General features: G+C 32.5%; 26 protein-coding genes. 17 read left to right on the plus strand and 9 right to left on the minus strand.

All coding sequences use genetic code 11. From position 1 onward, the window contains the following. The 5 genes from P2W65_RS24515 (at nucleotide 1) to P2W65_RS24535 (ending at nucleotide 5,515) form a co-directional block, all read left to right on the plus strand. Nucleotides 1-720, plus strand: a complete 720-nt coding sequence (locus P2W65_RS24515) for a hypothetical protein (protein WP_289662306.1) — start codon at nucleotides 1-3, stop codon at nucleotides 718-720. Nucleotides 721-888: 168 nt separating this feature from the next. Further along, nucleotides 889-1,518 carry a TetR/AcrR family transcriptional regulator gene (locus P2W65_RS24520; RefSeq protein ID WP_289662309.1) on the plus strand — a complete coding sequence of 210 codons (630 nt, stop codon included), beginning with the start codon at nucleotides 889-891 and terminating at the stop codon, nucleotides 1,516-1,518. Then, the gene (locus P2W65_RS24525) at nucleotides 1,508-2,830 is read left to right on the plus strand and encodes a TolC family protein (RefSeq protein WP_179002633.1); all 1,323 of its coding nucleotides are present in this window, start codon (nucleotides 1,508-1,510) and stop codon (nucleotides 2,828-2,830) included. Before P2W65_RS24520 ends, P2W65_RS24525 begins: the two co-directional genes overlap by 11 nt. A 12-nt stretch (nucleotides 2,831-2,842) precedes the next feature. After that, entirely contained in the window at nucleotides 2,843-3,922 is a 1,080-nt protein-coding gene (locus P2W65_RS24530; RefSeq protein ID WP_289662313.1) for an HlyD family secretion protein, read from the plus strand. A gap of 3 nt (nucleotides 3,923-3,925) precedes the next feature. Next, nucleotides 3,926-5,515 (plus strand): MDR family MFS transporter, encoded by a 1,590-nt coding sequence (locus P2W65_RS24535; RefSeq protein WP_289662315.1) that lies wholly within the window; start codon nucleotides 3,926-3,928, stop codon nucleotides 5,513-5,515. A 241-nt stretch (nucleotides 5,516-5,756) separates the two neighbouring features. Here P2W65_RS24535 and yaaA read toward each other — a convergent pair whose 3' ends face one another. Next, entirely contained in the window at nucleotides 5,757-6,515 is a 759-nt protein-coding gene (gene yaaA / locus P2W65_RS24540) for a peroxide stress protein YaaA (protein ID WP_289662317.1), read from the minus strand. 371 nt (nucleotides 6,516-6,886) lie between these two features. Between yaaA and P2W65_RS24545 the strand changes: the two genes are divergently transcribed. Both P2W65_RS24545 and P2W65_RS24550 read left to right on the plus strand, forming a co-directional pair. Beyond that, nucleotides 6,887-8,347 (plus strand): CCA tRNA nucleotidyltransferase, encoded by a 1,461-nt coding sequence (locus P2W65_RS24545; RefSeq protein ID WP_289662319.1) that lies wholly within the window; start codon nucleotides 6,887-6,889, stop codon nucleotides 8,345-8,347. Between the two features lie 15 nt (nucleotides 8,348-8,362). After that, on the plus strand, nucleotides 8,363-9,388 hold the full coding sequence (locus P2W65_RS24550) for a COX15/CtaA family protein (protein ID WP_179002270.1): 1,026 nt from the start codon (nucleotides 8,363-8,365) through the stop codon (nucleotides 9,386-9,388). Nucleotides 9,389-9,693: 305 nt separating this feature from the next. On the opposite strand, the gene P2W65_RS24555 is transcribed toward P2W65_RS24550, so the two are convergent. The 8 genes from P2W65_RS24555 to P2W65_RS24590 all read right to left on the minus strand — a co-directional run bounded on the left by P2W65_RS24555 (nucleotide 9,694) and on the right by P2W65_RS24590 (nucleotide 16,371). Further along, nucleotides 9,694-10,458 (minus strand): LytR/AlgR family response regulator transcription factor, encoded by a 765-nt coding sequence (locus tag P2W65_RS24555; RefSeq protein WP_289662323.1) that lies wholly within the window; start codon nucleotides 10,456-10,458, stop codon nucleotides 9,694-9,696. A 35-nt stretch (nucleotides 10,459-10,493) separates the two neighbouring features. Further along, on the minus strand, nucleotides 10,494-10,874 hold the full coding sequence (locus tag P2W65_RS24560; RefSeq protein WP_289662325.1) for a 2TM domain-containing protein: 381 nt from the start codon (nucleotides 10,872-10,874) through the stop codon (nucleotides 10,494-10,496). 21 nt (nucleotides 10,875-10,895) lie between these two features. Then, nucleotides 10,896-11,201 carry a 2TM domain-containing protein gene (locus tag P2W65_RS24565; protein ID WP_289662326.1) on the minus strand — a complete coding sequence of 102 codons (306 nt, stop codon included), beginning with the start codon at nucleotides 11,199-11,201 and terminating at the stop codon, nucleotides 10,896-10,898. A gap of 2 nt (nucleotides 11,202-11,203) precedes the next feature. Continuing rightward, nucleotides 11,204-11,533, minus strand: a complete 330-nt coding sequence (locus P2W65_RS24570) for a 2TM domain-containing protein (RefSeq protein WP_289662327.1) — start codon at nucleotides 11,531-11,533, stop codon at nucleotides 11,204-11,206. A gap of 2 nt (nucleotides 11,534-11,535) precedes the next feature. After that, nucleotides 11,536-11,838, minus strand: a complete 303-nt coding sequence (locus tag P2W65_RS24575) for a 2TM domain-containing protein (protein WP_289662328.1) — start codon at nucleotides 11,836-11,838, stop codon at nucleotides 11,536-11,538. A 2-nt stretch (nucleotides 11,839-11,840) separates the two neighbouring features. Next, nucleotides 11,841-13,199, minus strand: coding sequence for a histidine kinase (locus tag P2W65_RS24580; RefSeq protein WP_289662330.1), 1,359 nt, complete (start codon nucleotides 13,197-13,199; stop codon nucleotides 11,841-11,843). 25 nt (nucleotides 13,200-13,224) lie between these two features. Beyond that, nucleotides 13,225-13,845 carry a hypothetical protein gene (locus P2W65_RS24585; RefSeq protein WP_179002276.1) on the minus strand — a complete coding sequence of 207 codons (621 nt, stop codon included), beginning with the start codon at nucleotides 13,843-13,845 and terminating at the stop codon, nucleotides 13,225-13,227. Between the two features lie 360 nt (nucleotides 13,846-14,205). After that, nucleotides 14,206-16,371, minus strand: a complete 2,166-nt coding sequence (locus P2W65_RS24590; RefSeq protein ID WP_289662333.1) for a TonB-dependent receptor — start codon at nucleotides 16,369-16,371, stop codon at nucleotides 14,206-14,208. A gap of 140 nt (nucleotides 16,372-16,511) precedes the next feature. Between P2W65_RS24590 and P2W65_RS24595 the strand changes: the two genes are divergently transcribed. The 10 genes from P2W65_RS24595 (at nucleotide 16,512) to P2W65_RS24640 (ending at nucleotide 24,617) form a co-directional block, all read left to right on the plus strand. Next, nucleotides 16,512-16,976, plus strand: a complete 465-nt coding sequence (locus P2W65_RS24595) for a DinB family protein (RefSeq protein WP_289662334.1) — start codon at nucleotides 16,512-16,514, stop codon at nucleotides 16,974-16,976. 40 nt (nucleotides 16,977-17,016) lie between these two features. After that, complete coding sequence (locus tag P2W65_RS24600) at nucleotides 17,017-17,475, plus strand: YciI family protein (RefSeq protein WP_289662335.1); 459 nt, start codon at nucleotides 17,017-17,019, stop codon at nucleotides 17,473-17,475. A gap of 24 nt (nucleotides 17,476-17,499) precedes the next feature. Beyond that, a complete protein-coding gene (locus tag P2W65_RS24605; protein ID WP_289662336.1) occupies nucleotides 17,500-18,987 on the plus strand; it encodes a hypothetical protein in 1,488 nt (495 codons plus the stop codon). Continuing rightward, nucleotides 18,987-19,562 (plus strand): sugar O-acetyltransferase, encoded by a 576-nt coding sequence (locus tag P2W65_RS24610; RefSeq protein ID WP_289662337.1) that lies wholly within the window; start codon nucleotides 18,987-18,989, stop codon nucleotides 19,560-19,562. The genes P2W65_RS24605 and P2W65_RS24610 overlap by 1 nt, the downstream gene beginning before the upstream one ends. Further along, nucleotides 19,562-19,951, plus strand: a complete 390-nt coding sequence (gene gloA2 / locus P2W65_RS24615) for an SMU1112c/YaeR family gloxylase I-like metalloprotein (RefSeq protein ID WP_289662338.1) — start codon at nucleotides 19,562-19,564, stop codon at nucleotides 19,949-19,951. Before P2W65_RS24610 ends, gloA2 begins: the two co-directional genes overlap by 1 nt. 381 nt (nucleotides 19,952-20,332) lie before the next feature. Then, nucleotides 20,333-21,610: a chloride channel protein gene (locus tag P2W65_RS24620; protein ID WP_289662340.1), complete on the plus strand. Its 1,278-nt coding sequence runs from the start codon at nucleotides 20,333-20,335 to the stop codon at nucleotides 21,608-21,610. A 95-nt stretch (nucleotides 21,611-21,705) separates the two neighbouring features. Next, the gene (locus tag P2W65_RS24625) at nucleotides 21,706-22,305 is read left to right on the plus strand and encodes an HPP family protein (protein WP_289666220.1); all 600 of its coding nucleotides are present in this window, start codon (nucleotides 21,706-21,708) and stop codon (nucleotides 22,303-22,305) included. A 212-nt stretch (nucleotides 22,306-22,517) separates the two neighbouring features. Then, nucleotides 22,518-23,060 carry an IS1096 element passenger TnpR family protein gene (locus tag P2W65_RS24630; protein ID WP_179002283.1) on the plus strand — a complete coding sequence of 181 codons (543 nt, stop codon included), beginning with the start codon at nucleotides 22,518-22,520 and terminating at the stop codon, nucleotides 23,058-23,060. A 92-nt stretch (nucleotides 23,061-23,152) separates the two neighbouring features. Continuing rightward, complete coding sequence (locus tag P2W65_RS24635; protein ID WP_289662341.1) at nucleotides 23,153-23,512, plus strand: four helix bundle protein; 360 nt, start codon at nucleotides 23,153-23,155, stop codon at nucleotides 23,510-23,512. 46 nt (nucleotides 23,513-23,558) lie between these two features. Then, complete coding sequence (locus P2W65_RS24640; protein ID WP_289662343.1) at nucleotides 23,559-24,617, plus strand: nucleoid-associated protein; 1,059 nt, start codon at nucleotides 23,559-23,561, stop codon at nucleotides 24,615-24,617. Nucleotides 24,618-24,750 lie beyond the last annotated feature (133 nt).

Genomic DNA, 24,750 nt, shown 5'->3' on the forward strand with positions numbered 1-24,750 from the left:
ATGAAATATTTTAAAGGTTTTATACTTATAACACTACTTTTTTTACTTGTAAGTTGTGATTTACAATATAAAACTTCAGAGCTTTTCGTTCAAAAGATTGAAAATTCCTCAAAAGTTATTTATAAATATGATGCTTGGGGAGGACGAGATTCATACAAATTTGGATATGTTATTCTAGATTCAACGGATGTATTTGAAATAAACAATGTTGAATCATTACCATTTCAATATTTTGAAACCGTTCCAACAATCAGAAATATCTCAGGTGTCATTTGCGAAAAACATGATGACCAAATAGCTTCAAACAAAATCTTTATTCCTTTAGAAATTAAAAATTTTGAAGACCAAGGAATTAAAATTAAAACTAAGATTTATCAAAATGAAGGCTTTTCACTAAGAAATCAAGGTTATAAACAATATCAGTTTGAAACATTTAAAGAATCTCGCGACAGCATTTTCTTTTACAATTTAAATGATATTAAGAGTTTAGAACCTGAACATTTAAATCTTTTAAAGTTCAAAAAAACAAATATCTTTATCAGGACTAAAACTCCTAATACTGTTTCTAACATATCGATCGAAGATTTAAAACTTTCATCAAAAAATGAAATTATTTCTAATATTCGATATGACCTTACACCAAAAAATAAAACTAGTATTGGATCATTTTCTAATGTTGGCATTTTTAAGGATGTGAAATTATCAAAAGAATTAAATTGAAAACAAAAAGCCTGAAGACCATATTTTCAGGCTTTTTTATTCGCTAAAATCAAATTGAAAACGAAAAAATATCGAAACCGTTTTATGTTAATATTATGTTAAAATAAAATTAAACAAGCGTTTAAATTAAACAACTGTTTAATTTTACATCCGATTAGAAACAATACCATGTCACAGATCGAATTAAACGACAAAAAAATTCAGATTCTTAATGTTGCTGAAAAGCTGTTTTCTGAGAAAGGATTTGAAGGGACATCTATACGGGACATCTCCAAAGAGGCAAAAATTAATATTGCAATGGTCTCGTATTACTTTGGTTCAAAAGAAAGACTGCTGGAAGCTTTAATTTTCCACAAAACGGTTGATTTAAAATTACAACTCGAAAATTTATTGCAAGAAAACATTGAACCACTTGAAAAAGTCAATAAATTAATCGAAATTTACATTAACAGAATCTGCCTTAACAAAGGGATTTACAGGGTTTTACATTTTGAACTTTACAATAAAAAGAGAGAAAAAAGCCTTCAGGCTTTTACTGAACTTAAAAAAGGAAATTTAAAGTCAGTGGAGAGCATTATCAAACAAGGCCAATCTCAGGGAGTTTTTAGAAAAGATATTAATATCCAGCTCATTACTCCAACCATTATTGGAACCTTTTTTCACTTTCACATGAATCGCTCTTTCTTCGAAGAATTATTTGATTTACAAACAGAAGAAATGTTTAACAATTACATTAAAAACGATCTTACAAAGCACATTCAACAAACTATAAAAGCGCTACTTGTTTATGAAAATTAGTCAATTAATGCTCTTTGGAGTATTCTTTATCGGAATATCTTCAGTAGAAGCACAAGAAAAAACAAGTTTAACTTTAGATGAAGCCGTAAAAATGGCCTGGGAAAAGAGTAACGAAGTTACGCTTGCCAACACTAAGGTAAACACCAAAAAACACGAGTTAACAGCCGTAAAAAACAATCAGTATCCTGATCTTAAAATTTCTGGACAATATCAGCGCCTTACAAAAGCTTCGATTGACATGCACAACGAAGGCGAAAACGCTGCTACTCTAGCTTCTCCAGATCGTGCGATGCTTGGAATGGCCAATTTAAGCTTGCCAATTTTTGCAGGTTTTAAAATTCAAAGCAGTATTGATGCTTACGACAGCATGTACGAAGCTGAAACAGCTAACGCTGCAAAAACAAAAGAGGATGTTGCTTTAAAAGTAATTACTTATTACACTGCTTTGTACAAAGCACAAAAAACTTTAGATGTTTTAAACGAAAATCAAAAAAGTGCCAAACAGCGTGTCACTGACTTTAAAGAATTAGAGAAAAACGGAATTATTCCAAGAAATGATTTATTGAAAGCGCAGTTATTAGTTTCAAAAACACAATTATCTATTGATGAAGCTACTAACAACTTAAACAATATCAATTTCTACCTGACAACTTTATTGAAAATGGCTCCTGAAACTAAACTTCAGGTAAATGAAGATGATTTCTTTAATTTAAAAACAAGCAATGCTCCAACAACAGATGCATTGGCATTGGAAAGCAGAAAAGATTTAGAAGCAATTCGTTTACAATCTAAAGCTTCTGAGGCAAATGTTAAGATTGCAAAATCAGGTTATTACCCAACTCTTTCATTACTTGGAGGTTATACTGCTTTAGATTTAAAAGATATCATTACAGTAAAGTATGCAATGAATTTTGGTTTAGGTTTATCGTATGATTTATCTGGAATCTTAAAAAACAGTGCTCACGTAAAAGAAGCGGAAAGTAGAGCTTTGGAAGTAAAAAATACCGAAGCAATCATGACTGACCGTATTAAAGTTGAAGTTCAGAAATCTCTTGAAGATTATGACTTAGCAATCAACCAAAGTGTAGTGTATGAAGAAGCGCTTCAGCAAGCAGCAGAAAACTACAGATTAGTAAAAGATAAATTTGACAATGGTTTAGCAGATACCAATGACTTGGTTGAAGCTGATGTAGAACAGTTAAGTGCAAAAATCAACACGGCTGTAGCAAAAGCAACCATTATTCAAAAATATTACGAATTACTTTCAGTATCAGGACAATTATCACAATCATTCAATCTTTCAAAAATATAATCGATAGCTCTCATGGAAAAGAAAAAGACAAATAAAAAATTCATCATCATACTAGCCGTTTTGGTTTTAGTGGGAGGAACTTACGGAATATCAAAATACTTACACGCACAAGCTCACGAAGAAACAGATGATGCTCAAATCGAGAAAAGAATGAATCCGATTATCCCGAGAGTTTCTGGATATATCAGTAAAGTTTATGTGAAAGATAATGATTATGTGAAAAAAGGAGATACTTTATTTACTATCGACAAGAGAGATTATCAATTAAAGATTGATGAAGCTAACGCAGCATTATTGGGAGCTGAAGGACAATTTGAAGCAGCTAAAGCGGATATTGGAAGTGCTTACGCAAGTATCAATGTATCTGATGCTCAAATGAGATCTGCAAGTGGTTCTATCGAAAGTGCAAAGATTAGATTGAGACAGCTTACAAACGATTATAACCGTTACAATAACTTGTACAAAACTCATACTATTACAAAACAACAATATGAGCAGGCTTTAACTGCAAAAGAAGAAGCTGAAAACCAAGTACGTGTTTTAGAACAGCAGCAAAAAGCTACTTCATACCAAAAATCGGTTATTCAATCAAAATCTAAAGTTTCTGATAAACAGACTGAGGTTGCTGCAGCAAATATCAAAAAAGCAAAAACAATGTTGGATGTTGCTCATTTAAATCTTTCTTACACTGTGGTAACAGCTGCAATTGATGGTCAGGTTTCTAAAGTAGATATTCAGCCAGGACAATTGGTGCAACCAGGACAATCTTTATTCTATATCATCAACAACAATGAGGCTTGGGTTGTAGCTAACTTTAAAGAAACTCAATTAAACAAAATGGTTGTGGGACAAAAAGTAGGCTTAAAAGTAGATGCTTATCCAAATTATGAATTTAAAGGAACTGTATCATCTTTCTCTCCTGCAACAGGATCTCGTTTTTCATTATTACCTCCTGATAACGCAACAGGAAACTTCGTAAAAACAATTCAGAGATTACCAGTAAAAATCACGATCGACGAATCTAACGATCCTGAAAAAGTAAAACTTTTAAGACCAGGAATGAACGTTGACGTTGATGTACATTTAAAATAAAACATGGCAGGAACAGTACAAGCAGACGACGATTTAGTAGAATACGGTTTCAGACGTGTTGTTATTACGATTACAGCGGTACTTTGTGCACTGCTGGAAATTGTTGACACAACGATTGTAAACGTAGCGCTGACAGACATGCGCGGAAGTCTTGGTGCTACCTTGACTGATGTGGCATGGGTAATTACAGCATACGCAATTGCGAATGTTATTGTAATTCCGATGACGAGCTGGCTATCACAGCAATTTGGAAGACGTAACTATTTTGTGGCTTCCATTATAGTATTTACGGTCTGTTCTTTTTTGTGTGGTAATGCCACCAATATTTGGGAACTTGTAGCCTTCCGATTCGTACAAGGTATGGGTGGTGGAGCGCTATTGGTTACAGCCCAAACGATTATTACAGAAAGTTACCCTGTAGCAAAACGTGGAATGGCACAGGCTATTTATGGAATGGGTGTAATTGTTGGGCCAACTTTAGGGCCGCCTTTGGGAGGATATTTAGTAGATAATTATTCTTGGCCTTATATTTTCTATATCAATATTCCATTAGGAATTATTGCTACCATTTTGGCTTTAACTTTTGTTAGAAGTCCAAAATATGGAGAAAAATTAAAAGCTAACCAGGTTGACTGGTGGGGAATTATCTTGCTGAGTACTTTTATTGGTTCTTTACAATTCGTACTGGAACACGGACAACAAGATGACTGGTTTAATGATTCATTAATTGTAACCTTAAGTGTTGTTACAGTCTTAGGATTAGTTCTTTTTATTTGGAGAGAGCTAACATACAAATATCCAATTGTGAACTTAAGCGTTTTGAAAGATGGAAACTTAAGAATTGGTACTATAATGTGTTTTATCTTAGGTTTTGGTTTGTATGGATCAACTTTAATTATCCCAATTTATACACAGTCAATATTAGGATGGACAGCGACTGATGCAGGATTATTATTGATTCCTGGATCTATTACCACAGCGATTATGATGCCTTTTGTTGGGAACATGATTCAGAAAGGTGTTCCGCAGGGATATATGGTTGGAGTTGGATTTTTAATTTTCTTCTTCTTTACTTTTATGATGTACAGCCGTATGACACCTGACACAGGAGTTGAACATATGTATTGGCCTTTAATTTTAAGAGGAGTTGGTTTAGGATTGCTTTTCGTTCCTATTACCACACTTTCACTTTCAACATTAAAAGGAAAACAAATTGGAGAAGGTGCTGCATTTACGGGAATGATGCGCCAGTTAGGAGGATCATTCGGTATTGCGATTATTACCACTTTTATCACACGTTTCAGTCAATCACACAGAGTTGATTTGATTAATAATCTTGATCCAGCCAAATTTGAAGTACAGCAGCGAATTGCAGGAATGCAGCATGCGTTTATGGCAAAAGGATACAGCGCTGATGTGGCGCTTAAAAAAGCGTATCAAGCTATCGAAATGTCAGTCATGAAACAAAGTACTGTAATGGCTTATATGGATATTTTCCTTTATTTAGGAATTATGTTTTTATGTTGCATACCGATTATTCTCTTTATCAAAAAAGGGAAGAACAAAATTAGTGCAGCCGACGCAATGCATTAATAATAATTTTATAATACACAGAAACGCCGAATTCTAAATGATGAATTCGGCGTTTGTTTTTTTGGAAGCTTTTTTTTAACCGCAAAGAGCGCAAAGAATTTTATTTTTGAAAAGCGTAAAAAACGCAAAGTTCGCAAAGCTTTGTGATAAAAACTTTGCGAACTTTGCGTAAATCTTTGTGTCTTTGCGGTTAAAAAACTTAGAATCTTAGCATCTTAGAACCTTAGCATCTAAAAAAAAATTATCTTGTAAAAACCAAATGGTTTCCTTTTGAAAGATTGGCATCGAACTGATATCCTTCGTAATTAAATCCTTTTAAATCATCAATTGTTTCTGCGTTGGTATCAATGATATAACGAACCATCATCCCTCTCGCTTTTTTGGCAAAAAAACTGATCATTTTTAGTTTTCCATCTTTGTAATCTTTAAAGTCAGGAGTAATTACAGAAACTTTTAGAGCTTTTACATCAACTGCAGAAAAATATTCGTTACTCGCTAAATTCACGAATAGTTCGTCTTTTTTCAATTCTTTGTTTAAAGCTTTTGTTACTGTTGGTTTCCAAAATTCGTGCAGGTTTTTAGATTCGCCGACAGGCATTTTTGTTCCCATTTCCAGACGATAGGCCTGCATTAAATCTAAAGGTTTTAAAAGACCATAAAGTCCAGATAAAATTCTCAATTTATCCTGAAGAGCATCTAATTTTTCTAACGGAATCGAATATGCATTTAAACCTGTATACACATCGCCATCAAAAGTATATACTGCCGGACGTGCATTTTCTGGAGTAAAAGGCGTTTTCCAATCCTGATTACGTTTCCAGTTTAAATCGGCTAGTTTGTCTGAGATTGACATTAGTTCTGATAATTCAGAAGGCTTTTTTTGTTTTACTACTTTATGAACCACTCTGGCTTCTTTTAAGAATGAAGGTTCTGTATATTGAGATGTTGGTAATTCTTTTTCGAAATTCAATGATTTCGCTGGAGATATAACAATTTTCATGTGTGCTTTTTTCTATGATTCAAAAATACAAATTGCAATTTTAAAAATTGATTATCGTAATTGATTTGTTTTATTGTTGTATAAATGTTTTTTTAACCACAAATTACACAAATTATTGTTTTGCGTAAATTCTTATATTTTTTTTGCCACAGATTACAGGATTTAAAGGATTAAAAAAATCTGTGCAAATCTTTTTAATCTGTGGCAGAAAAAAATTCGTGCAAATTCGTGAAATTCGTGGCAGCTCTTTCTCGATTCATAAAAATTGATGCTTCAAAATGTGAAATTGTTCAAAAAAGTGGGCTGTAGATTATAATAGGCATTTTCTATGTTGTAAATTTGCATGCATTTTATTTCTACTTAAATTTAAAATGCACTTTTATTCAAAAATTGAATTCGTGGCTATACAAACAAACTATAAAACTGCTTTACAAAACAAAATCTTCGATGTTATTTCGAAAGCTTCTCAGGAATTAAATGTTGACTCTTATGTCATAGGGGGTTTCGTTCGTGATTTGCTTTTAAATCGAGGTTCCAAAAAAGATATCGACGTTGTGGCAGTTGGAAGCGGTATCGAATTGGCACTTAAAGTTTCAGATTTACTTCCGAACAAACCCAAAGTTCAGGTTTTTAAAACATACGGAACAGCAATGCTTCGTTTTGAAGATACCGATATTGAATTTGTCGGTGCACGAAAAGAATCTTATACCCGAGACAGCCGAAATCCAATTGTGGAAAACGGAACTTTACAAGATGATCAAAACCGTCGTGATTTTACCATCAACGCTTTGGCTTTATCATTAAACAAAAATAATTTTGGAGATCTTTTAGACCCTTTTAACGGTTTAACCGATTTAGAAAATAAAACAATCAAAACGCCATTGGATCCAGATATTACCTATTCTGATGATCCTTTGCGAATGCTTCGTGCGATTCGTTTTGCAACACAGCTGAATTTCGAAATTGAAGAAAATTCATTGAATGCCATCACAAAAAATGCTGATCGCATCAAAATTATTTCTGGCGAAAGAATTGTGGATGAATTAAACAAAATTCTTTCTACAACGAAACCTTCAACTGGATTTTTACTTTTATATAAAACCGGACTTTTAGATTTAATCTTACCTGAATTAACAGCCTTAAATCAGGTGGAAGAAATTGAAGGTCATACGCATAAAAACAACTTTTATCATACGCTTGAAGTTGTCGACAACATTTGCCCAAACACAGATGATGTTTGGTTGCGCTGGTCTGCTTTATTGCATGATATTGGAAAAGCACCAACCAAACGTTTCACTAAAAAACAAGGTTGGACTTTTCATGGACATGAATTTCTAGGCGGAAAAATGGCGAAGAAAATCTTTGAGCGTTTACATATGCCCTTAAATCACAAAATGAAATTTGTGCAGAAAATGGTCATTATGAGCTCGCGTCCGATTGTTTTGGCGCAGGATATTGTGACTGACAGCGCGGTTCGCCGTTTGGTTTTTGATGCCGGCGAAGATGTTGAAAATTTAATGACTTTATGCGAAGCTGATATCACAACCAAAAATCCTTCGAAATTCAAGAAATATCATAAAAACTTTGAAATCGTCCGCAAGAAAATTGTAGAAGTAGAAGAACGTGATCATGTACGTAATTTTCAACCGCCAATTACTGGTGAAGAAATTATGGAAATATTTGATTTGAAACCTTCAAGAGAAATTGGAGTTTTAAAAGAAGCAGTAAAAGAAGCCATTTTAGAAGGCGATATTCCGAATGAATATCAGGCAGCTTATGATTTTGTAATCAAAAGAGCGGCAAAATTAGGCTTAAAAAAAGTTGAGAAATAAGTATTATTTAATAAAATGAAAAAAGAGAATAAATCAGTAATCATTTGGTTACTATCGGGTTGTGTTTTATTATTTTTAATGGTTGTTGTGGGCGGAATTACCCGCTTAACTAATTCAGGTTTATCGATGACCGACTGGCATTTGGTAACCGATACCTTCCCTCCTTTGACAGATGCCAAATGGCAGGCCGCTTTTGACGAGTATAAAAAGTTTCCTGAATATCAAAAAATCAATATTCACAACGATTTTCAATTAGCTGATTATAAATTCATTTATTTCTGGGAATGGTTTCACCGATTCATCGGTCGTATTATTGGATTGGTTTTCTTTGTTCCTTTTGTTTACTTTTTAGCCAAAAAGAAATTAGATACTCCAACTATCAAAAAGTGTATTGTTCTTTTGGCAATGGGAGGTTTCCAAGGATTTTTGGGCTGGTTTATGGTTCGCAGCGGATTAATCGATAATCCAGATGTAAGTCACTTTAGACTTTCACTACACTTAACTTTTGCTTTTATCACTTTCGCTTACACGCTTTGGGTGGCTTTGGACTTGATTTATCCTGAAAGAAACATCAATAAAATATTACCGCTTCGCACCATTGCGCGTTATGCTTTAGTAGCTTTATTAATCCAAATTATTTACGGTGGATTTGTGGCAGGATTAAATGCCGGATTAATTCACAATCACTGGCCTTTGATGAGTGATGGAGAATTTATTCATGAATCCGTTTTTATTGAGCAGTCTTCTTTGGTAAAGAATTTAATTGAAGGAAAAAGCGGGGTTCAGTTTGTACACAGAACTTTTGCTTATGTTGTGGTAGCCGCAATTTTGTTTCTTTTCTTTAAAAGCAAAAAATATACGCTTACAAGAACACAGTCAAACGGAATTAACACTTTAGTAGTTTTTGTTTTTATTCAGTTTTTATTGGGCGTTTTCACTTTATTATACAGTGTGCCTTTAGCATTGGGATTAATTCACCAGATTATGGCTTTTTTCCTTTTAAGTGCGATGACATTTACATTGCATAGATTGAGTAAATAATGTTTTTAAATCATACAAAAAAGAGCTGAAAATTTTCTTCAGCTCTTTTTTTGTGTTTACGAATATTAAACTAATTTATATGATTCGAACCTACGGTTCTCAATATTAGGGATGTATTATTTTAACCGGATTAAAATCCGGCTCTACAAAATGTATCGAGCCTATGGCTCTCTTAAATAAACAAGTTTAACTTAAAAAATAGAAAATCCCGTAAGAATGAAAATATATTGTAGCAACGGATTTCAATCCGTTGAAATGAATTTGCGCTTTCTAATAAAGTTCCGTAGGAACGACAAATCTTAAAATTATCCCAGCCAAGCTTTAAAATCCTGTACTTTTTCACGGCTTACAACTACCTCATCATCTTTGTAACTTGGCAAAATCACTTTTAAACGTGAATTCGTATAAACCTGAATTTCTTTGATTGCTTTTAGCGGCACAATAAATTTTCTGCTTACGCGAAAGAATTCCTTTTTGTCCAGCTCTTGTTCTAGAATCTCTAAAGTCGAATCGATCAAATAATCTCGATTTTCGTAGGTATGAATATAAGTTCCTTTGTTTTCACTGAAAAAACATTCGATTTCTTCTGTAGTAATAACTTTTAAATGCTGTCCAATTTTAACGGTAAATCTCTTTTTATACGTTTTCTCAAAAGGATTGGAAAGCATTTGACGAATCTGCTCAAAGTCTAATTGCAGATTTGAAGTTTCTGCTGCTTTCGGCATTCGGGTTTTAAATTTTGAAACTGCCGTTTCGAGATCATCTTCATCTATTGGTTTTAATAGATAATCGATGCTGTTTAATTTAAAAGCTTTTAGTGCATATTCATCATAGGCAGTTGTAAAAATGATAGCACTTTTGATATCTATTTTTTCAAAAATTTCAAACGACAAACCATCTGATAATTGAATATCCAAAAAAATCAAATCGGGATGCTGGTTATTTTCAAACCATTCAATAGATTCTTCAACAGAATGAAGCATCGTTTCTACTTTTACCTCTAACTTTTCAAGTTTTCTTTGCAGCAATCTTGCAGCTGGTTTTTCGTCTTCTATAATTAATGTGATCATTTACTTCTAAAATTTGAAAAAATATTAGTTCAAAGTTACTCCCATTTATTTTTATTTGAAGCTTCTTTATCCATATATTTTTGAATTTTTCTATGTTCCCAGTCAGAACCAAAAAACCATTCTGAACTAAAGACAGACAATCCGTGCGCCACTAAACCGATTCCCCAAAAGAAAGCTGTTGAATAAGTATGCCATTGTGTTAAACCACTGAAATCAATCTCTAAATTTGAATGACTTCTGCTTAAACTTGATGCAATAATAATGATATTTACAATTATGTAAACTTTTAAATGCGAATAAAATCCTTTTATCTTTTTTACTTTTTTGTAGGCTGCATTGTAATTTTCGTCTGTGCTAAATTCGCCAGAATTTTGTCCTGCATATTCTTCATACATATCTCTTCTAAAACGTCCCATAATGCTGTTATTTAAAAATAATTATTTCCACTTGTTTTTATTTTGTTTTTCCTTTTCCATGAATTCTTTGATTTTTCTCTCTTCCCATTCTTTACCCATTCCTGGAAAAACTTCAAAAACCTTTAGTCCATGAAAAACTACTCCTACTCCCCACCATAATAATGGCCAGAAAAACCATAAATATTGCGGTGATGTATATAAATTTATAAAAATCAAAATTGCATTCACTAATACAAAAGCAACTAGATTGCCATAAAAGCCTTTTATATTTTCAACTTTTTTTCTTGCCTGAAGGTATCTATCCTCTTCGTTTAAATTCATTTCCATGATTACTCCCATTTTTGTTTTCTTTCTCTTTTATCTAAAATACTTTTTACTTTTCTCGCTTCCCATTCCTCATCAAAAATTTTGAAAGAGGTAAACACATCAATTGCCGAACCTATATATATTGCTGACCATAAAATCATCACAAAACAGTTAAAATACCGTATTGGGAAAAAATTCAAAGGCAGTTCTGTATATTCTTTTAGCAGAAAAACGGTTAAACCAATAATATAAACAACGGTATGACTATAAAATGATTTTAGCTTCAAAACTTTTTTACTGGCCAACTGCTGTAGTTCCTGCTGTTCCTGATCTGAATTGAAATTAGCTTCCATAATTATTCCCAAGTTTTTCTATTCTTTTCTTTTTCCATGATTTCCCTAATCTTTCTTTCTTCCCATTTTTTATTGAAGAAAGGCGGGAGACTAAAAACTTTCAATCCATGTAAAATAATTGCCATTCCCCAGCCCATCAAACACCATAAAAACCATAAATATCCAGGTGAAGTCATTAAATTAACGAAAATTACAATTGGATTTACCAGTACATAAACTGTAAGATGCTCATAAAACTCTCTAATTTCTTTTACTTTTTTCTGAGCATCGTAATAACGATCTGCTTCTGTAAAATCTTTTTCCATGATTATTTCCAAGTTTTTTGTTTGTTGTCTCTTTCCATAATCTCTCTAATCTTTCTTTCTTCCCAATCGGAGCTGTAACCAAACACTTTAAAAGCGTGCATCGTAACTCCAAATCCCCATCCTAGAGCAGAGAACCAAAACCATTGAAATCCAGGTGAAAACCTTAAATTTATAAAAACTAAGAGCGGAATCACGCAACAATAAGAAATCACATTGGCATAAAATCCTTTCAATTCCTCTACCCTTTTTTTGGCTCTGTAATAAGCTTTTGCTTCGTCATTAAAATCTGCATTTGCTTCCATAGCTGCAATTTGTTTTGTTAAAATTGGAATTCTAACCGTAAAATTGTTTTCGTCTTGCTCTACAATCACTTTTCTGTCGGTAATAATTCCGTATCGATTTACAATATTCTGCAGTCCAACACCCCGTCTGTCCTGCAGTACTTCTTTTTTCTGAAGATCATTTTGAATTACTAAATAATCCTTTTCAATAAATATTCTAATGTGAAGCGGTTTTTGTTCACTTACCACATTATGTTTCACCGTATTTTCGAGCAGAAGCTGCAGCGAAAGCGGTACTACTTTTGCTTCTGGACTGATGCTTTCTGATGGCAGTTCATAAAACAAACTATTTTCAAAACGCATTTTCAACAGATTCATATACGTTTTTGCGAATGATAATTCGTCTTCAACCGAAACCAGTTCTTTATCTTTCTGTTCTAAAACATATCGATAGATTTTAGATAAAGAAGTGGTAAAACGTTGCGCATTATCTGGATTTTCTTCGATCAAAGAACTTAAAACGTTCAAACTATTAAAGAGAAAATGCGGATCTATCTGATTTTTTAAACTTTCAAATTGTGCATTTGCCGTTCCTGCAATAATTTTTTGCTGTGTCAGTTCGAATTTAGAAGCTTGTTTCCATTTTATCATAAAACTTCTAGCCTGCATAAAAGTCGAAACACCTAAAGAAAGAATGATATAAAAGAGATGTACCCATATCATTCTCGGCCCAAAAAACACATCTAAACTCTGGTTTTGCAAGACAACAAAAATAAAATAGTTGATCGCTAAAACTACAGGAACAGTGTATAGAACCGTAACCAGAATTCCATAATATACTCTCGTATTAGTATGTTCTTTCCAATCCCATTTTTTATCAAGAAGTACGTTCAGGAATCCGTTACCCATACCTATTCCAAAAGAATACAGACAGCTTACAAAAAAAGTGACAAGAACATTTCGAACATTTAAATCGTCTCCTAAAAAAGCTGTGAAAATTACTGCAAAGACCATAGAAATCTTGAAACATGTTATTGTTCCACTTTTCAAATCAGTAAATAAGAGTTCACGGTCTTTCATTCTAAATCAGCTTTAATTAATTTTATTATTTACAAGTTTTTTGAACTTCCAAAGCTCTTTCCAATCCCCATTTTGGAGAAAAAGGCGTTTCTGGTTTAAATGTACCAAAAAGTTCGATAGCTTTATTAACTTGTGCGCACAAAGGTTTTGTATCAACACCTGTCCATTTTGCACCTCCCAATTGATAATCTGCTTCACCAAAAACAGCTCTTGGGTTGTTTGGATCCAACGCTTTTGCTTTCGCGTAAGCTTCCATCACTTTTCCGGAATATTTCATTCCGTTTGTCATTGGATCTGCTACCACATATCCCGTATAGATCAAAGCTTGTAAAACATATAATTCTGAATTACTTTGATCTTTTAACATTTCTGCATCTACAGCATCTTGAGCTTTTACTAACAATAACTCTATTTTGGTTTTATCTTTTTCTGTAAAAACTGATAATGTGTTTACTAAACCTACATAATAATTAGGAAGCCAGCTTGTTTTTTCTGCCGCAGCTATTCTTTCAAACATTGCAGAAGCTTCTGCATTTTTACCTTCTTTCCAAAGCCCGAAAGCTTTATTCATTCCTTGTTCAAATTGTGTCTGTGCAGATAATAAACTGCAGATAAATAATGTAATAACTGTGATAATTTTGGTCATGATTTCTTTTTTTTAAAGTTTCTAAGTTACTAAGGTTCTGAGATTCTGAGTTTTTTTGTTGATGATTAAAACTTTTTTTTTAGTTGCAAAGGTTCAGAGTTACAAAGTGACAAAGTTTTGATTCTCTTATTATTACCATTTAAAAAACTTTGAGCCTTTGTCACTTTGTTTCTTTGTCCCTTTTAATTTATACTTCAAAAGTATATCGGATTTTACTGTTTTAAAATTAAATGATACCGAGTTGTTGATTTTTGATGATGAATTGTTTCTTTTTAAGATTCTGAGTTTCTGAGATGCTGAGCTTCTAAGTTTTTTTCTTAGTATCTAAGAATCTTAGCAACTTAGCATCTATACCACGAACTACAAGTTTTTCAACTGATTCTCATTTTTATTCTGACTGATTGTCCAGAAGAAGCCTACGAAGAAAAATCGATCTGCTGTTGGTACTACGGCTTGTCTCTGGTAAACACCGCTTACGTCTGGTGTTTTAGCATAATCGTATCCAAAAACATTCTGAGTTCCTAAAATATTCGAAACTGAGAAATAAAGGATTTTTTGTGTTGTCAATAAATAAGCCCAGTTAAAACTCAAACTATTGTATGATTTTGTTTTTCCGCCCATGAATTGCGTTTGGTTTGGATCATTATATGGACGTCCTGAACTGAAACTATTTGTAAATCCTACTTGTGATTTCCAGTCTGTAATAAAATATTTCGTTACAACCGACAAACTATGATTTGCAATAAAACTTGGAGTTGCCATCGTTGGGAAATTTTTGTATTGTCTTTCTGAATCGATATAAGAATAAGAAATCCAATATTCTAAGTTTTTATACAAATTGCTGTCTCTCCAAAGCAAATCGAAACCTTTTGCATAACCTGAACCGTTATTATTGAAAACCGAATTGTATTGAATATCTTGTGTGTCGTACTGAACTAAATTGCTATAATCTTTGTAATATAACTCTGTTCTAAGCAATTGTCCAGGTCTTGTAAATGTATAGTTGAAAATATAGTGTCTTGCTTTTTCGCTTTCAAACTGATGATATTTGGAATATTTAATATAATCAACGACAGGCGTTTGAGTAAAATCTCCGTAAGCAAATGAAAACTGACTGTATTTTGAAGCTTTAAATCCTAAAGAAGCTCTTGGCGCAATATTGTTTTCGTTTAACAAACTATTATTTGAATATCTCAAACCAACTTTTAAAGCGAGACTTTTAGAAAACGCAATATCACCTTCAGCATAACTAGCAAAAATATTAGAGTCGTATCCGTTTGCACCACTGATAGAAACGTTGTCATCAAAATTTTGGTCGTATTTTGTAATGAAATAATCTGTACCAAAAGATAATTTGAAGTAGTTAGAAACTTTTTTTGATAGTTTTAATTTTAACTGAGCTGCATTTTCATCGCTGTCAATATCAGTAATATCATATTTCAATTTATTTTTACTGTAACCGTAACTGATTCCTGAAGTCAACTGCCAACCGGTTCCGATCGTTCCTTTATAAGATGAATTCAAATAAAAGTTATTGTTGTTCATATCTGTTCGAATCGGATTTTCGAAATTGATGTTTTTCTGATTTAAATCGAATTTTTCTGAATCATAAGAAGCATACAATTTAAAGGTTCCGTTTGTGAATTTATATCTGTAAACGGTTTCTCCGCCAAGTGATTGATACGGATTATTCCAATCCACATTCTGAGGAATAACAGCCTGATATGGCGCCAGATTGATGTAAGCCATATTAACAGTCAAAGAACTTTTATTCCATTTCTGTGTATTTCCAACACTCAAACCAACCGTCATGAATCCAATATCTGTTTTGTCATGGTCTTCTTCGTCAGTAGTATTTAAAAGTAAAACACTAGACAACGCTTCACCATATTCTGCTGAATAACCTCCAGTAGAAAAAGCCATACCGCTGAATAACATTGGAGAAAAACGGCTTCGAGTTGGTAAATTATTAGTTGTTGCTCCATAAGGCTGTGCTACACGAATTCCGTCAACAAAAGTCTGCGTTTCACTTGCTTCACCTCCACGAACAAACAAACGCCCGTCTTCACCAACAGTTTGTGTTCCTGGCAAGGTCTGCAATGTCGCAACAATATTTCCATTCGAACCTGCCGTTGTAAGAATATCTAAAGGTTTTAAAACGGAAATTCTCGCTTTTTCACCAGATTCCAAAGTTCCGGCTGTAATGACAACTGCATCAAGAGCATTCATGTTTTCTCTTAATTTTATGGTTTGATCTTTAAAATTGGCAACATCGATTTCTTTCTTATAAGTTTCGAAAAGTAAAAAACTCGCTACTATAAATTGATTTCCCTGAGCAGTAGTTTCAAAAGAAAATTCCCCAGTTTCAGAACTTGTTGCTCCATCATAAGTTCCGTCAATATAAATATTTGCACCGGCAACTGGTTTTCCTTTTTGATCGACTACTTTCCCAGAAATTGTATTTTGAGCAAAAAATAAAGCTGTAAAAAGTAAAAAGCTAATTGTAAAAAATAATTTGGTTTTCATATCATTTTTGTTTTTTGATGAAGCAAATGTATTTTAACAATTCCTGTTAAAAAATATATAATAACCCAATTGTAGATTTTCGAGGATGAGTTGTAATTATCTAATTTGTATCTTAGCTAGGAATTCCAAAATCATCATATATGTCAGAAAGTAAACGAATTTCGAATCTATATCAATCCATTTATAATGGAAATCCTTGGCTGGAAGTTAATCTGGCTAATACCTTAAAAAATGTAACGGCAGAACAAGCTTATAAAAAAGCAAATCCAAATCTAAACACGATTTGGGAAATTGTAAATCATTTGATACAATGGAGAAGAAACATTTTAGAGCGCATGCAGGGTGAAGTTATTGTAACACCGGATCATAATTATTTTGTACCTGTTTTAGATCCTTCTGAAGTGGCTTGGGAACAATCGCTGCAGACACTGGCAAAATCACAGGAATCATGGAACACTTTTTTTGAAAGTTTTGACGATGAAGATCTAGCCAAAATATACGTTAATAATGGTCACACATATTACGAACACATTCATGGTATTATTCAGCATGACGTGTATCATTTGGGGCAGATTGTTATTTTGAAAAAATTATTAAATAACTAAGTAACTTAGTTTTGATATATTTCATTTAGACTCAAAAAATATGAAAAACACTTTCTTTTTATTCACTTTTTTATTGCTAAATACAATCGGCTTTGCACAGGAAACTGAAATCAAATATGATGAAAAACTGGCAAAATCCTTAAATGCTGATGAGTATGGAATGAAAAAATATGTTTTCTGTTTGCTAAAATCAGGAAGCAATACAACTGTATCGAAAGAAGAAACCAAAAAATTGTTTGAAGGTCATATGGCTAATATCAACAAACTGGCTAAAGAAGGAAAACTAGCTGTTGCCGGCCCTTTTATGAAAAACGACAGAAATTATCGTGGTATTTATATTTTTAATGTAGAGACTGTAGAAGAAGCAAAAAAACTTGTAGAAACAGATCCCGCCATAAAAGCCAATTTACTCGAAGCCGAACTAACGCCTTGGTATTGCTCTGCTGCATTGCAGGAAGTTCCTAAAATGCACGATAAAATTGCCAAGACGAAAATGTAAACGAATTCACTCTATTTAATTTTTATGAATAAATCAGTTTTTAGAATTTCGATTTTTGCATTATATCTTATCATTTTTATTTTAGGCACAAATTGCTACGCGAAAATTGATTCTAATAAATCTAAAATTAGAAAAAAGACAAGCCAAATTGTACTAAAAATAGAAAAAGTCAATATTTTGATGGGCTCTGCAGTATATGCTTCTGGAATGAGGCCCAAACAATATGACAACTTCGAAGAATTAAAAAAAAATGCTTCAAAAGAGGAATTAATAACCCTGACAAATCATACTAATGGAGTTGTGAGATGTTATTCTTTCTGGGCTTTATTAGATTATAAAGAAATCGATTTATTTCCAATTGTAAAAGATCATATAAAGGATGACTCCGCAATAGAAACTCAATTTGGATGTACAGCATCTGTAGAAAAAGTAGGTGATTTTTTTATAAATCTTGTTACTCCAAGTTATGTTGATGATGAAGTTAAAAAACTGAATAAAAAAGAACTAAAAACATTAGACAGTCTTTTAATTTATAAAGAAAATAATCTTGATTCAAGATTTCGTGCTATTGAAGAAGCGGAAACAACTGAATTATTATATCCAAAAGTTAGAGAATTAGTAACTAAATTTAATAATCAAAGTGCTTTAGTAACTCTCGCCAAATATAAAAATGAAAAAGATATTGAACTTATTTTAAATAATAAAGACGATGATGCTGGCAATTTCTATACCTATAAAGCAATACAAAATTTTCCAGACTTAAGGTTTCAAGAATTTTTAGAAGATAATCTTAATTCCAGCCTTAACGACACACACTATGATAATGAATGGAGAGAATTATATATTGCAATTGCAGCTTTTAAAAGTCCTAAAGCTTTAGAATTATTAAGCTACACATTTACAAAAGTTAAAAATCCAAACATAAAAAAATATCATATAAACTTTGTTTATGATGCAATCATATTGAACAAATTCACTCTTTATGATAATTTACTTTGGAAAATTTGGGAAGAGGAAAATGTTCTCACGCTGGATGGTTTCAAATATCTTTTAAAAATAGATTCATCGAAAACTTATCTACTAAGTAAAAAAAAGTTAAAACCAAATTATATAGTTGAGAACCAAACTCCACTTTCTATAATTAGTAATGAAAATATCTTTGGTGAAAATTTAGATGAAACAATCTTAAATTTTATTTTAATAAACGATAAGGATTTAGCTTATGAGATAATTACAAACAAAATTTCGGAAGCTAAGGTTATTGAATTTGAAATATATTGCAAAAAAGTTTTTGAATTAAAAGACCCTATTTTCATTGAGCCACTTTTTAAAAGATTAGGAAAAGAAGACAATACTTATGTTTATACCCAAATTGTACAAACTTTAATTTCTTTTAAAGATAATGATATCAATAAAAGAATACTAGAAACAAGAAAACAGAACAAAAATATGAATACAGGTTGGGGAAGTGACTCTTTAGATCAAATTCTCGAAAAGAATAACATTCAATAATGAAAACAGAAAAAGAAAAAATGATCTCTGGCGAATATTATAATGCCTTTGATCCGGAATTAGTAAAAGGCCGTCGAACAGCCAAAAATCTTTTGCACAGCTTAAATGTAAAAGAATACAGAGTTACCAAAAAAGCAAAAGAAATTTTAAAAGAATTAATTCCAAACGCCGGAGCCGGTTTATATATTGAACCTCCGTTTCATTGTGATTACGGTTATAATATTTTCTGTGGAGACAACGTTTATTTTAATGTAAATTGTGTTGTTCTGGACTGTGCACCTGTAACTATTGGATCTAATGTATTTATTGCTCCCAATGTTCAAATTTATACTGCTTCGCATCCTCTTGACGCTGAATTAAGAAAAACATTAGAAAATGCTTATCCGGTTACAATTGGAGACGATTGTTGGATTGGCGGCAATTCGGTTATCTGCCCTGGCGTTACAATTGGAAAAGGCTGTGTTATTGGAGCTGGCTCTGTTGTAACAAAAGATATTCCGGACAATTCGCTTGCTGTTGGAAATCCAGCTAAAGTTATTCGAAAATTAAATCAAGAACCTGAATCCAAATCATAATGCTTACTCTCAACAAAGTTCATCATATCGCCATTTTATGTTCCGACTACGAAAAATCGAAATATTTCTACACTCAGATTTTGGGTCTTACTATTATTAGAGAAATTTATCGCGAAGAACGTCAGTCTTATAAATTAGATTTGGCTTTAAATGGTTCTTATGTGGTTGAATTATTCTCGTTTCCAGATCCGCCAAAAAGACCTTCAAGACCAGAAGCTGTTGGATTGCGCCATTTGGCTTTTGAAGTGATCAATCTGGAAGAAACCATTGCTTTTTTAACTTCCAAAAATATAGAATCAGAACCCATTAGAATTGATGAAACAACTGAAAAACGCTTCACTTTTATTGCTGATCCTGATTTACTTCCGATTGAGTTTTATGAGAGGTAAGTTTTTTGCCACGAAGGCTCTAAGGCACTAAGTTTTTTTATTTTTTAAATATTTAAAATTGAATTGCGTCCAGCTTTAGCTGGATGATCACAAGAATTATACTAACAAGGCTTTAGCCAAACAATTTGGATGTTTGGCTAAAGCCTTTTACATTTCAAATTTTATACCTCCAGCTAAAGCTGGAGGCAATTCAATTCGCCGTAGAAAAAAACTTGAAAAACTTAGTGCCTTAGCGCCTTCGTGGCAAAATCTTACACTGAGAGAATTTTCCTGTTTATATTCATTTTAACACACTAAATTAAAGATTTCCTATAAAAAACCGAATTTGATGCTTAATTTTGTGATCCGCATAAAAAAAGTGCGATTTCAAATTTACTTCTGATGAACAAAACGGCGCAAATCAAAAAAAATCATCAATTCATTAAATTCCGAAAATTAGTTATTGTTTCTATTTTAATTGGCTTTCTTTCAGCCTTTCTCGGAATTTCACTAAAAAAAATAACCGAATATTACGAAGAAATCTTCTTTCACGAGGTATCGGTTCATCCAGTATTCTACATTATTTTTCCAGTTTTTGGATTATCTGTAATTTATTTTCTGAGACAGTATCTTTTCAAGAAAAAAGAAAATAAAGGAATTAAAGAAGTTTTTGAAAGTACACAGACTAAAAAAAATCTTCCCTCTTATAAAATTCCATCTCACTTTATAAATGGTTTATTAACTGTTATTTTCGGAGGTTCAACAGGAATCGAAGTTTCGACAGTAGTAGCTACAGCAACAATTGGTTCTGTTGCGCATGAAAAAGAAAATGTTTTCCGTCAATACAAAACCGAATTAATTTGTGCGGGAGTTGCTGCGGGAGTTACAGCACTTTTCAGCAGTCCGATTGCGGGAATTTTATTTGCTTTTGAAGTAATTTCCAGAAAAGTGACTCGTGCCTTTATTATCTCAAATGTAATTGCAGTTTCGATTGCATTTGGTTTATTGACCATTTTAAAAGAAGAACCTTTATTTGCCGTATCTGTTACAACTTGGCACTTAAAAGCGATTCCGTACTTTATTCTTTTGGGAATTTTAGCAGGTATGAATTCGGTTTATTTGACTAAATGTGTTTTATTCATCAAATCACAATTCGGAAAAATCGATACCCATTATTATAAAATCATTATTGGTTCAGCTGTTTTAAGTATTTCGTTATTCTTTTTTCCTCAATTATATGGAGAAGGATATCATGCAATCAAAGGGATTTTCGGCAGTTCAAGTCAGCTTCCGTTAACCATAACTTTAGCACTAACTTTTATTGCAATATTGATCTTAAAACCAATTGTAACTTCAATTACACTGGCATCAGGAGGCGACGGAGGTGTTTTTGCGCCAAGTTTGTTTATCGGTGCTTTTTTAGGATTGTTATTAGCTTCTATCTTAAACAGCTTCTTTCATGTAAATGTGATTCCAGTAAACTTTATGATTATCGGAATGGCCGCAGTTTTAAGCGCAAGCATCCACGCTCCATTTACAGCCATCTTTTTGGTATGCGGTTTAACAAATGATTATACTTTGTTTTTACCAATTTTGGCAGTTTGTTTAATTTCAAAATATACAGCAAAAACAATTTATCCATATACCGTATACAGTTACGCTCCAAGCTTGACGAAATAATTTTTTTCGCCACAAATTCACTAATTTCTCTAATATGTTTTGCGTAAAAAATTCGTGAATTCGTGGCTAATAATACCACAATTGAATATCAAATTATGCCAACTCAAAAATTAAAAAGAAGCTATCGCAAAACACGTTATATTCTTTATAAAGAAACTTTAATTGATTACAAAGAACATTTTTGGTCGTTTTTAGGATCTTTTGTTGGAATTGGAATTTTGGCTTATTTAGAAGCATCTCATTTTTCAGGAAGTGATGTTGTATATTTGATTGGTTCTTTTGGAGCATCCAGCGTTTTGGTTTACGGAATTATTCAGAGTCCTTTTTCACAGCCAAGAAATTTAATTGGAGGACACTTAATTTCAGCTTTTATAGGGGTTACCATAAATAAACTTGTTCCAGATATTGTTTGGATTTCTGCTCCATTGGCAGTTTCGCTTTCTATTATTTTTATGCAGATTACCAAAACACTCCATCCGCCAGGAGGCGCAACGGCCTTAATTGCCGTTACAGGTTCTGCACAAATAAAAGGTTTAGGTTATATGTATGTAATTTCACCAGTATTGGTTGGCGTACTTATATTATTTGTAACCGCTTTGATTTTCAACAATATGACGTCAAGTAGAAGTTATCCGAGTCATAGCACTTATCACAAACATTATCATAAAATTCGAAAGAGATTCACTGGGAAGTAATTCTAATCCCTATTCCTGCAAGGTTTTCAAAACCTTGTGAGTTTGTAATGGTATTAAAATTATACCTACAAGGTTTTGAAAACCTTGCAGGAGCACCAGCTAAATAAACAACAGTAAATCAAAAGATTAAAATCTTTTCAACAAATCTCAATTCACAATTCGTATTTCGTTTTTTATATTTTACCTTTGACCTCTCAATAAAAACAAAGATTATGGTTTATAAATTTAGAGTAATTCTAGACGCCGAAGAAGATATTTTTAGAGACATTGCTATTCTTGAGGAAGATACTCTTGAGGATTTACACAATGCAATCTTCAACGCTTTTGGCTTTGACGGCTCAGAAGTGGCTTCATTTTATACTTGCGATGATACTTGGAATCAAGAAGATGAAATTCCGCTTTTTGATACAGGAGATGTTCCTGGAGAAATAAGAACCATGAACGATTATCCGTTATCTAGTATCTTAGATAAAGAAAACACAAAAATTATCTACGTTTACGATTTCATCAGTATGTGGACTTTCTTAGTAGAATTGGCTGCTGTTGAAGATGAAGCTGTAGGAGCAACTTATCCTGAAACGTTATTTTCTCATGGAGAAATGCCTTCAGACGCTATCGAAAAAAACTTCGAAGCCGATGATATGCACAACGACATCTACGGAGAATTTGAAGACGACTTAGACGAAGATGATCTTGATATGTTCGAAGGGGATGATAGCTTCGAAGATTATGGATTTGAGGAGAATTGGAACTGACGTGAGTTGCTAAGATACTGAGACGCTAAGATTCTAAGTTTTTAAATTTGAGGGATTTTTCTTATTTTTAAAATTAATTTAAAAATAAGAAAATGAGTCATTTTAGAAAAATCTTAGTTTGGCAAAAGTCAATGTCCTTAGTTACCAAAATTTACAAAGCAACACGTACATTTCCAAAAGAAGAAATGTTTGGATTAACTTCACAGATACGTCGAAGTTCAGTTTCAATTCCGAGCAATATTGCGGAAGGATCAGGTAGAGAAACCACTAAAGATTTTTTACGATTTTTATATATCTCTCTTGGTTCCATATTTGAGATGCAGACTCAACTCGAAATTGCAAAAAATATTATTTATATAAACGAAGAAGAATTTAACCTTTTATATGAGGATAGTCGAGAGATTGAAAGAATGTTAGCGTCATTAATCAGAAAATTAAAAGACAGTAACTAAAAAAACTTAGAATCTTAGAAACTTAGAATCTCAGCAACTCAAAAAAATGATCAACCTATTCAACACCCACATCGATACGCTTTCTATACATCGCGTAGGAAATAAAAGCCGTAACGAAGCTATTTTTTTATCAGAGCAGCCATTTAATCTTAATGACGAAATTGTTCCTTTGATAAAAGAATTCTTTTTTAAGCCTTTTAGAGAAAAAGAAGAAAACTATTATCAGTTTGCACACGAAGTGGACTTGGACTACAACGACATGTTTAAATATGCAACTGAGATTTTTACTAATCCTGCCAATGTGCATGAGGTTTCTAAAAATATCACAAAGCATTTGTACGAGCAGTCAAATCATCCGCATATTAAAAACGGAGAGGTTTATGTTACTTATTTAACCAATCTAAGTATTGACAATAATGTAGTTGATGCTATCGGAATTTTCAAAAGCGAGTTGCAAGCTGACTTTTTACAATTTGAAGAAAAAGAAAGTAATCTTGAAATGATCTTACAACAAGGAATCAACCTTAATAAATTAGACAAAGGATGTTTAATTTTTAACTTTAAAAAAGAAGAAGGATATAAAATCTTAACTGTAGACAGCAACCGTTATGATGCTCGTTACTGGTTAGAGCACTTTTTATCTGTAGACGCTTTTGAAGATGAAAATTTCATCACTAAAAAATATTTAAAATTCTGTCAAAACTTCGCAAAAGACGTGGTTTTGCCAGCAGAAGACAAGAAAGAGGAAGTAATGTTTATGAACCGATCTGTGAATTATTTCGCTAAAAATGATCAGTTTGAGGAGCAGAATTTCTTGAATGAAGTACTAGACAATCCTGAATTAATTCCTGAATTCAAAAACTATAAAGTGGATAAAGGAGAAAAATACAGCATCGAAGATGTAACCTCATTCCCTATTGCCAATGCAGCAGTTTCTGACGCTAGAAAATCGATTAAAAACGTAATTAATCTGGACACTCATATTCAGATTAAAATGGATTTTATCAACCCTGAAAGTGCAGAAAAATTTGTTGAAAAAGGCTGGGATGAAGAAAAACAAATGTATTACTACTTAGTTTATTTCAATAAAGAAGAAAAAAGCTAAGAAGTTTTCATTTTCTATTACTTACTTAATACAGAAAACGGCAGTTACAAATGTAACTGCCGTTTTTTTTTGATAATTTCTTTAGAAGTTCTAGCGCTAATTTTAAGTACTAAATCCTTACTAAATTTTACTT

Source organism: Flavobacterium panacagri (assembly GCF_030378165.1).
Lineage (GTDB): Bacteria > Bacteroidota > Bacteroidia > Flavobacteriales > Flavobacteriaceae > Flavobacterium > Flavobacterium panacagri.